This is a genomic window from Streptomyces neyagawaensis, from assembly GCF_023516595.1.
GTDB classification, from domain to species: domain Bacteria; phylum Actinomycetota; class Actinomycetes; order Streptomycetales; family Streptomycetaceae; genus Streptomyces; species Streptomyces neyagawaensis.
The window spans coordinates 1-9,285 of record NZ_JAMGBG010000142.1; the positions used below are offsets into that span (position 1 = coordinate 1).

Here is a 9,285-nt window from a genome sequence, read left to right on the forward strand (position 1 = left end):
CACGACCCGGGGGCCGGGACGGGCGCCGTTGACGAGGATCAGGGGCACCTCGACCGTGGTGGTGCCGAGGTCGGCGGGCAGAACCCCGCGGGTCTTCCGGCCGGGCTCCGCCCGCAGTGTGCCGATGGTCAGAGTCATGGCTGTCCTCGTTGGAGCTCAGGCCGCGGCGCGGTCGATGGTGGATATGAAGTCGATGGGCTGGGCGGAAGTGCCGTCCAGCGCGAGGTCGGCGGCGATGTCGCCGAAGGCGGGGGCGAGCTTGAAGCCGTGGCCGGAGAAGCCGGCGAGCAGGACGACGTTCTCCGCGCCGGGCAGCGGGCCGACCAGTGGGCGGCTGCTCTTGGTGTAGCCCTCCATATAGACGGACAGGCGCGTCGGGTCGGGGTGCAGGTCCGGCAGGTGGCGGCCGATCAGTTCGGCGAAGATCTCCAGCTCCTCCGGCCGCACCGTCCGGTCCAACTGGTTCGGGTCGCCCGCGGGCTTGTGCAGGGCCTGGGAGAGGCCGAGCTTGACCGACACTCCGTCCGGGGAGGGCAGACCGTAGCAGTGGGTGGGCGCGGTACGGATGAAGGCGGGGCGCTCCTCACCGAACCAGGCGTCGGTGGTGGGCACGAACCAGGCGCTGATCAGGCGTCGGACGTCCACCTCCCACGGCAGGTCGGGCAGCAGGTCGTTGACCCAGGGGCCCGGGGTGACGACGGCACTGTCGAAGCGCTCGCTGCCCGAGTCGGTGCGGATCTCCACGCCGTTCGCGACGGGGACGATCTCACGGACCGTGGTGTAGCGGTGGACGACGGCGCCCAGTTGCTCGGCGCGGCGGGCGGCGGTCTGGATGGTCAGCTCGGGGCGGATGAACCCGGCGCGGCGGTCGAGCACGGCCGCGTCGCCGTCCTGGAGGCGGTACTGCGGGAACCGCTTGGCGAGGGCCTCGCCGTCGAGCACCTCGTGGTCGAGGTCGTGCTCGGCGATGGACTCGAGGACGGTGGCCATCTGCTGGTGCTCGGTCGGCCCCATGAGCAGGCATCCGGTCAGGCGGCGCAGTTCGCGGCCGGTCTCCCGCTGGAGCTGGTCGTACAGGGTGTCGGAGTGCTTGAGGAGCGGGACGTAGCGGGAGTCCTCGAAGTGGGCGCTCCGGAAGATCCGGGTCTCGCCGCCGGCGGCGCTGCGGTCGTGGCCGGGGGCGTACCGGTCGTATCCGACGACTTCGGCGCCGCGGGCGGCCAGCCGCCAGGCGGCCTGGCTGCCCATCGTTCCGACGCCGACGACGGCGACCCGCTTCCTGGCAGCAGACACAGGACTTTCCTTTCGTACCGTCGAGGCGCATGCTGGCCTCGACGCGAGGATGTTCGTTTCGAGTGGGTTTGGACGGGGGCCGTGTCTCCGGGGACCCAGGGCTCGCATCCGTCCGCTTCTCGGAGTCGCTCCGACTCGCCCTTGAACCTTTCCGGCGGGCCGTGCCACATTGTGGAACGCTGTGCTAGAATCTGGCACAGACAATGACAGTGGCGCGGAGGGGAGTCAAGAGGGTGTTCGCAGAAAATTCCGAGGATTAACGGGGGGAAAACGGATGGAAATGAAGAGCGTCACAAGGTCGCTGCGCATCCTGGAGGCGGTCGCGCAGCATCAGCCGGTGACCGTGGGGGAGTTGACGAAACTCTTCGGCCTGCCGAAGTCCACCGTTCAGCGCACCTTGGTCACACTGGCCGAGGCCGGCTGGCTGCGGGCCAACCGCAAGGACACCACCCGCTGGGAGATCGGCGCACGCGTCCTGGCCGTACGACCGGCCGCGCTACAGGGCTCCAGCCTGTTCGCCGCCGCCCGCGAGCCCATGATGCAGCTGCGGGACCAGGTCGACGAGACGATCCACCTGTCGGTGCCCGACGCCCTGGACGGCATGGTCGTCGTCGACCGCGTCGACTGCGCGCAGGCCGTACGCACCTTCCACACGATCGGCGACCTGTCACCGCTGCACGCGACCGCCGTGGGCCGCGCCGTGCTCGCCCACCTTCCCAAGCAGGACGTCGAGGAGTTCATCGCGGGCGGTCTGGAGCGCTTCAGCGACACGACCCCGGTCGACCCCGCCGAGCTGGACCGGATCCGCACCGAGGGGTACGCGGTCAACGACAACCAGTTCCGGCCGGGCGTCTGCGCCGTCGCCGCGCCCGTCCTGGACGAGGACGGCACCCCCCTGGCCGCCGTGGCCATCTCCATGCCCGACTCCCGCTACGACGCCGAGCGGACACCGGAGTGGGGCCGGCTCGTCGCTGACACGACAGCAGAGATCGCACGGCGCCGCCTGGGCGCCTGACGCGGCAACCGCCCTGTGCCCGGCCGGGGGAAACCGGGCACAGGGCGATCGCCTCTCGCGGCACGGTATGGCCTGGTCGGGGCCATCGCTGCCCATCGCCGCGAGGGCACCGGATTCCCGCTCCCCCGCCGACGCCGATCCGAACCTCGGACAGCCGACGGGGCACGCGTGCCATATTGTGGAACGCCATGCTAGAATCCGGCACGATCTTGTGTGGGCTCCCTTCGGGGTCAGGACATGCACAGGACGACCTCGCCGACCTGAGGGGGCACCGGATGGAGATGAAGAGCGTCACCAGGTCGCTGCGCATCCTGGAAGCAGTCGCCCGGCATCAGCCGGTGACGGTCGGGGAGTTGACGAAACTCTTCGGGCTCCCGAAGTCCACCGTGCAACGCACCCTGCTGACCCTCAACGAGGCCGGCTGGCTCCGGGCCAACCGCAAGGACACCACCCGCTGGGAGGTCGGCGCCCGGGTCCTCGCCGTACGACCGGCCGCGCTGCAGGGCTCCAGCCTGTACGCCGCCGCCCGCGACCCCATGATCCGGCTCCGAGACGCGCTCAACGAGACCATCCACCTGTCGGTGCCCGACGCGCTCCAGGGCATGATCGTCGTCGACCGCGTGGACTGCGACCACGCGGTGCGCACCTTCCACGCCATCGGCGACGCCTCGCCGTTGCACGCCACGGCCGCCGGCCACGCCGTCCTCGCCCATCTGCCCGCGTCCGACGTCGACGAGTTCGCGGCGGGCATCCTCGAGGGCTACGGCGAGGAGACCATCACCGACCCCGGGGAACTGCGCGCGGAACTGCGCCGCGTCAAGGACCGCGGATACGCCGTCAACCACAACCAGTACCTCCAGGGCGTCTGCGCGATCGCCGCGCCCGTCCTCGACGGTGACGGCGTCCCGCTGGCCGCCGTGGCGGTCTCCCTGCCCGACTCCCGCTTCGACGTCGGCCGGCTCCCCGAGCTGGGACGCCTGGTGACCGACACCGCGGCGGAGATCACCGCCCGCCACCCGCGCTGAGGAGCCACGCGCGGCGCGGACGGGGCGCCGCGCCGCCCGGTCATCCGACCGGCACCGCGAGGTACTGGTACTCCAGGAACTCGTCGATGCCGACCCGGCCGCCCTCACGGCCGAGGCCCGACTGCTTGACGCCGCCGAAGGGCGCCGCCGGGTTGGACACCAGACCGGTGTTGAGGCCGACCATGCCGACCTCCAGGCGCTCGCTGACGCGCAGGGCGCGGTCCAAGCCCTCGGTGAAGACATAGCCGACGAGCCCCCACGGGGTGTCGTTGGCCCGGCGGACCACCTCGTCCTCGTCGTCGAAGGTGAGAATCGCCGCGACCGGCCCGAAGATCTCGGTGTCCATCAGACGGCTGCCGGGATCGACGCCGGTCAGCACGGTCGGCGGGTAGAAGCAGCCCGGACCCTCCGGGGTACGGCCGCCGACCAGTACCCGGGCGCCGCGCTCGACCGCGTCGGCGACCAGTTCCTCGACCTTGCCCCGGCCGTTGCGGTCGATCAGCGGGCCGACGTCGACACCGTCGCGCGTACCGGGTCCCACGACCAGCGCGCCCATGCGCTCGGCCAGCCGCCGCCCGAACTCCTCCACCACGGAGGTGTGCACGAAGAAACGGTTGGCGGCGGTGCACGCCTCGCCCATGTTGCGCATCTTGGCGACCATCGCGCCGTCCACGGCCTTGTCCAGGTCCGCGTCCTCGAACACGATGAACGGCGCGTTCCCGCCCAGTTCCATGGACGTGCGCACCACCGCGTCCGCGCTCTGGGCGAGCAGCAGGCGGCCGACGCCCGTGGAGCCGGTGAAGGACAGCTTGCGAATCCGCCCGCCGCGCAGGAGCGGTTCGCACACCTCCCCCGCACGGGAGGTGGTGACGACGTTCAGCACGCCGTCGGGCAGCCCGGCCTCCTTGAGGATGGCGGCGAGGGCGAGGCTGGAGAGCGGGGTCTGGGGGGCCGGCTTGAGCACCATCGTGCAGCCCGCGGCGATCGCCGGGCCGATCTTGCGGGTGCCCATGGCCAGCGGGAAGTTCCACGGCGTGATCAGCAGACAGGGGCCCACCGGGCGGCGGGAGAGCAGCATCCGGTTGCGGCCGTCTGGCAGGGTGGCGTGGCCGCCGTCGATCCGGACGGCCTCCTCGGAGAACCACCGGAAGAACTCGGCGGCGTACGCCACCTCTCCCCTGGCCTCGGCGAGCGGCTTGCCCATCTCGGCGGTCATCAGATGGGCCAGCTCGTCGGTGCGCTCGACGATGATCTCGTAGGCCCGGCGCAGGATCTCGCTGCGGGCCCGGGGCGCCGTACGGGCCCACTTCTCCTGCGCGGTGACGGCCGCGTCCTCGGCGAGCTGCGCGTCCTTGGGGCCCGCGTCGGCGACATGGCAGAGGATCTCGCCGGTCGCGGGGTCGTCGACGGCCATGGTGGCGCCGTCCGCGGCGTCGACCCAGGCGCCGCCGATGAACAACTGTGTGGGTGTGTCGGTCATGGGGTTCCTCCAGGTTGATCGGCGGCGGGGTCGAGCAGTTCAGCGAGGTGCAGGGCGCGGACGCCCCGGTCACCGGCGAGGTGGTCGATCTGGGTGGCGCAGCTGAAGCCGTCGGCGACGACCACGGCCGGTCCCTGGGCGTCGACGGCGTCGAGGCGCGGCTTCAGGGCGAGGTCGGCGACGGCCATCGAGGTGTCGTAGTGGTCGGCCTCGAAGCCGAAGTTGCCGGCAAGTCCGCAGCAGCCCTCCGCCTCGTCGACCTTCCGCACACCGAGGCGGCCGAGCAGGTCGCGCGGGTGGTGGCCCTTGAAGGTGGCGTACTCGTGGCAGTGGGTCTGCAGGACGACGTTCTGAGGCAGCTCCGGTGGCGTCCAGCCGGGCTCGGCCAGCTCGGTCAGCGCTCCGGTGAGGGTGTGGACGCGGGCCGCGACCCGCCGGGCGGCGTCGGTGCCCAGCAGCTCGGGCACATCGCGCTTGAGGGCGGCGGCGCAGCTGGGTTCGGCGACGACGACGGGGCGGTCGTCTCCGTTGTCGAGGCGGGCGACCGTACGGGCCATGACGCGGCGGGCGACGGACAGCTGGCCGGTGCTGACCCAGGTCAGACCGCAGCACAGGCCCTCCTCCGCCGTGCAGGGGATGCCCGCGTCGGCCAGCACTCGGCTCGCGGCCCCGGCGACCTCGGGCCGGAAGGCGCGGGTGAAGCTGTCGACGAAGAGCAGCGTCTTCGCCGGTTCACCGGTCCGCGCCCTCCGCAGGGCCTCCCGTAGCGCGTGCCGGGAGGCGAAGGCCGGGATGCGCCGCTTCACCGTCACCCCGCCGAGGCGGGCGAGCAGCCTGCCGACCGGGCCGCGCAGCAGCGCGTTCACGGGGCGGGCGGCACAGCCGGCGAGGGCCGAGGTCAGCGGAAGCCAGCCCAGCGAGTAGTGGGAGCGGGGTCTGAGCCTGCCCTTGTAGTGGTGGTGCAGGAACTCCGCCTTGTACGTGGCCATGTCGACGCCCACCGGACAGTCGCTGGAACACGCCTTGCAGGACAGGCACAGGTCGAGGGCGTCACGCACCTCGGTGGAGCGCCAGCCGTCCTCGACGGTCCCGCCGCGCACCATCTCCTGGAGCAGCCGGGCCCGGCCCCGCGTGGAGTCGCTCTCCTCCCCCGTCGCCCGGTAGCTGGGGCACATCACTCCGCCCGCGTCGCTGCGGCAGCGGCCGACGCCGACACAGCGGCGGACCGCGCCCGCGAAGCCGTCCTCGTCGTGGGGGAAGGTGAAGAGGGTGTCGACGGGCACCACGTCGGCCGGGGTGTGCAGGGCGAGGTCGGCGTCGAGGGGGGCCGGGTCCACGATGACACCGGGGTTGAGCAGCCCTTCGGGGTCGAAGATCTCCTTGAACGCGGCGAACGCCCGGATCATGCGGTGGCTGTACATGATCTCCAGCAGCTCACCGCGCGCCCGTCCGTCGCCGTGCTCGCCCGACAGGGAGCCGCCGTGGGAGACCACGAGGGTCGCCGCCTCGCCGACGAAGCGGCGCGCGGCGGCCCGGCCGGGGCCGGTGGCGAGGTCGAAGTCGATGCGGACATGGACGCAGCCGGCGCCGAAGTGGCCGTAGAGCACCCCGGTGAGCCCGTGGGTGGCCAGCAGCTTGCGGAAGTCGCGCAGATAGGCGGCGAGGTTCTCCGGGGCGACGGCCGCGTCCTCCCAGCCGGGCCAGGACTCCCCGCCGTCGACGAGCCGGGCGGCGAGCCCGGCGCCGTCCTCGCGGACCCGCCACAGCGAGCGCCGCTCCTGCGGGCTCCGCACGACCCGCCCGCCGGTCGTCCGGCCCCGGGACGTGAGCGCGTCGAGGAGTTCGGCGGCGCGGGCGTCGACCGTCGCCTGGTCGTCGCCGTCGAGTTCGACGTACAGCCAGGCCCGTCCCTCGGGCAGTCCGGTCACGGAGTCCGGGCCGCGGCGGGCGCGCATGGTGGCGACGATCGCCTCGTCCATGCCCTCGACGGCGGTGGGGTTCCAGCGCAGGATCTCGGGCACGTCCTCGGCGGCGTCGACCACGTCGTCGTAGCCGAGGGTGAGGAGCGTGGAGGCCTGTGCGGTCGCCACCAGGCGGACCGTCGCGGCGGTGACGACCGCACAGGAGCCTTCGGTGCCGACCAGGGCACGGGCCATGTCGAAGCCGTGCTCGGGCAGCAGGTAGTGCAGCTGGTATCCGGACACATGGCGTGGGACGCGCCCCAGTTCGGTGCGGATCGGCGCCAGGTTGGCGTCGATCAGGGCGCGTACGTCGGCGCGGAGACGGGCGACACGCCGGACGGCGGCCGTGTCGTGCGGGTCCGCCGCGCGCAGGCCCTGGTGGTCGGCGACGGCCCGCACGCCGTCGGCGGTCACGAACTCCAGGGCCTCGATGTGGCTGCTGGTGCGGCCGTGCCGCACGGACCGGTTGCCGCACGCGTCGTTGCCGATCATGCCGCCGAGGGTGCAGCGACTGTGCGAGGACGGGTCGGGGCCGAAGGTCAGGCCCTGGAGGGCGGTGGCGCTGCGCAGGGCGTCGAGGACGACGCCGGCCTCGACGCGTGCGGTGCGCGCGATCGGGTCGATGTCGAGGATCCGGTTCATGTGCCGGGAGAAGTCGAGGACCACGCCGGGGCCGACGGCGTTGCCCGCCATGCTGGTGCCGCCGCCGCGCGCGGTGACCGGGATTCCGGTCTCCCGGCAGGCGCGCAGCACCGCGACGACGTCGTCGGCGCCGCGGGGGAACACCACGGCCCGCGGGGGGACCCGGTAGTTGGAGGCGTCGTAGGCGTAGGGGCCGGTGAAGCCGGGGCCGGTCTCCACCCGCAGGCCGGGCGCCGTCCCGGTGAGCAGCGCGACCAGCCGGTCCAGGGCGGGGGTGGTGCGCGCCGACTGCTCCAGGGCCGTGGTGGTGTCCGTCATCGCTCCGCCGCTCCACAGGTGCCGGCTTCCACGGCCGTCGCCCAGGCCTGGAGGCCCTCGTCCACCGCGGCCTCGTCGATGACGAGGGCCGGGATCATACGGACGACCTGGTTCCAGGCGCCGCACAGCAGCAGGAGCAGGCCCTCGTCGACGGCGGCGCGCTGGACCCGGGCGGCGGTCTCGGGGTCGGGGGCGCCGTCCTCGGTGACGAACTCGGTGGCCAGCATCAGTCCGAGGCCGCGTACGTCGCCGATGCCGGGGGTGCGGTCGGCGACCGCCTCCAGGCCCTGGCGCAGCCGCTTGCCCATGGCCTCGGCGTTCTCCACGAGCCGCTCGTCGCGGACGACGTCGAGGGTGGCGCAGGCCGCGGCGCAGGCGACGGCGTTGGCGCCGTACGTGCCGCCCTGCGAGCCCGGCCAGGCCTTGGCCATCAGTGCCTCGGGGGCGGCGATGCCCGACAGGGGGAAGCCGCTGGCCAGGCCCTTGGCGGTGACGAGGATGTCGGGCGTGACGCCGAAGTGGTCGTGGCCCCAGAAGCGGCCGGTGCGGCCGACGCCGGTCTGCACCTCGTCGAGGATGAGCAGGAAGCCGTGCCGGTCGGCGCGTTCCCGCAGCCCTTCGAGGAAGGCGCGGGTGGCGGGCACGTAGCCGCCCTCGCCGAGGACCGGCTCGACGATGATCGCGGCGGTGTCGGCGGGCGAGGAGATCGTCTGGAGCGTGTAGTCCAGTTCCTGGAGGGCGAAGCGGGTCGCGGTGTCCTCGTCCCAGCCGTAGCGGTGGGCCGCCGGGAAGGGGGTGACGACCACACCGCTCATCAGCGGGGAGAACCCGGACCGGAAGCGGGTGCCGGAGGTGGTCATGGAGGCGGCGGCGACGGTGCGGCCGTGGAAACCGCCGTGGCAGACGATGATGTTGGGGCGGCCGGTGGCCTGGCGGGCCAGGCGCAGGGCGGCCTCCACGGCCTCGCTGCCGGAGTTGGTGAAGAAGAGGCTGTCGAGGCCGGTCGGGAGCACCTCCCCGAGCTTCTCGACCAGCTGCCGCAGGGGCCGGTGCATCACCGTCGTGTACTGGCCGTGGACGAGGGTGGCCACCTGTTCCTGGGCGGCCGCCACGACCTTGGGGTGGCAGTGCCCGGTGCTGGTGACGCCGATGCCGGCGGTGAAGTCCAGGTAGCGGCGGCCGTCCTCGCCGTAGAGGTGGACGCCCTCGCCCCGGGTCGCCACCACGGGCGTGGCCTGGCGAAGGTGCGGCGACAGTGCGGTCATGTTCGTCTCCCGGCCTCGGTCTCGGTCTGCTGCGGCCCTTCGAGCATCTCGGGGGGCCGGGGCGGCGCCAACGCGCGAAGTGTCCGGACGGGACGCGACATCCGGACGTTGTGTCAGCGCCACCGGCACGGCGCCGGCTGTTCGCCTGCGGGACCTCTCTTGCGCAGGTCAGCGACGCTTGTCACAGTGGCCGGGCACTCCCCGCGGGCACGGCCCGGTGCGAGCGGGGCACCCCCTGGAGGCACCGTGGACGACAACCATCCGGCCGCTCAGGGGCCCGCCCGTC

At 72.8% G+C, this 9,285-nt stretch carries 6 protein-coding genes; 2 read left to right on the forward strand and 4 right to left on the reverse strand.

Annotated elements, in window-relative coordinates; all coding sequences use genetic code 11:
• Positions 1 to 156: 156 nt before the first annotated feature.
• Positions 157 to 1,293, reverse strand: a complete 1,137-nt coding sequence (solA, locus tag M8J73_RS37855) for an N-methyl-L-tryptophan oxidase (protein WP_055539915.1) — start codon at positions 1,291 to 1,293, stop codon at positions 157 to 159.
• Between the two features lie 280 nt (positions 1,294 to 1,573).
• Here solA and M8J73_RS37860 point away from each other — a divergent pair, with 280 nt between their 5' ends.
• A complete protein-coding gene (locus M8J73_RS37860) occupies positions 1,574 to 2,308 on the forward strand; it encodes an IclR family transcriptional regulator (protein WP_055539916.1) in 735 nt (244 codons plus the stop codon).
• A gap of 281 nt (positions 2,309 to 2,589) precedes the next feature.
• Complete coding sequence (locus M8J73_RS37865) at positions 2,590 to 3,333, forward strand: IclR family transcriptional regulator (protein ID WP_055539922.1); 744 nt, start codon at positions 2,590 to 2,592, stop codon at positions 3,331 to 3,333.
• Between the two features lie 40 nt (positions 3,334 to 3,373).
• Here M8J73_RS37865 and M8J73_RS37870 read toward each other — a convergent pair whose 3' ends face one another.
• The 3 genes from M8J73_RS37870 to M8J73_RS37880 are packed head-to-tail and all read right to left on the reverse strand — an operon-like array spanning position 3,374 to position 8,999.
• Positions 3,374 to 4,813, reverse strand: coding sequence for an NAD-dependent succinate-semialdehyde dehydrogenase (locus M8J73_RS37870; RefSeq protein ID WP_055539917.1), 1,440 nt, complete (start codon positions 4,811 to 4,813; stop codon positions 3,374 to 3,376).
• Positions 4,810 to 7,734: an FAD-binding and (Fe-S)-binding domain-containing protein gene (locus M8J73_RS37875; RefSeq protein ID WP_055539918.1), complete on the reverse strand. Its 2,925-nt coding sequence runs from the start codon at positions 7,732 to 7,734 to the stop codon at positions 4,810 to 4,812. Before M8J73_RS37875 ends, M8J73_RS37870 begins: the two co-directional genes overlap by 4 nt.
• Positions 7,731 to 8,999, reverse strand: coding sequence for an aspartate aminotransferase family protein (locus M8J73_RS37880; RefSeq protein ID WP_055539919.1), 1,269 nt, complete (start codon positions 8,997 to 8,999; stop codon positions 7,731 to 7,733). The genes M8J73_RS37875 and M8J73_RS37880 overlap by 4 nt, the downstream gene beginning before the upstream one ends.
• Between the last annotated feature and the right edge of the window lie 286 nt (positions 9,000 to 9,285).

What these genes read in the sequence shown, in the direction of transcription:
- M8J73_RS37880 (WP_055539919.1), bottom strand. Translation starts at nt 8,999, where the DNA reads ATGACCGCACTGTCGCCGCACCTTCGCCAGGCCACGCCCGTGGTGGCG.
- M8J73_RS37875 (WP_055539918.1), bottom strand. Translation starts at nt 7,734, where the DNA reads ATGACGGACACCACCACGGCCCTGGAGCAGTCGGCGCGCACCACCCCC.
- M8J73_RS37870 (WP_055539917.1), bottom strand. Translation starts at nt 4,813, where the DNA reads ATGACCGACACACCCACACAGTTGTTCATCGGCGGCGCCTGGGTCGAC.
- M8J73_RS37860 (WP_055539916.1), top strand. Translation starts at nt 1,574, where the DNA reads ATGAAGAGCGTCACAAGGTCGCTGCGCATCCTGGAGGCGGTCGCGCAG.
- M8J73_RS37865 (WP_055539922.1), top strand. Translation starts at nt 2,590, where the DNA reads ATGAAGAGCGTCACCAGGTCGCTGCGCATCCTGGAAGCAGTCGCCCGG.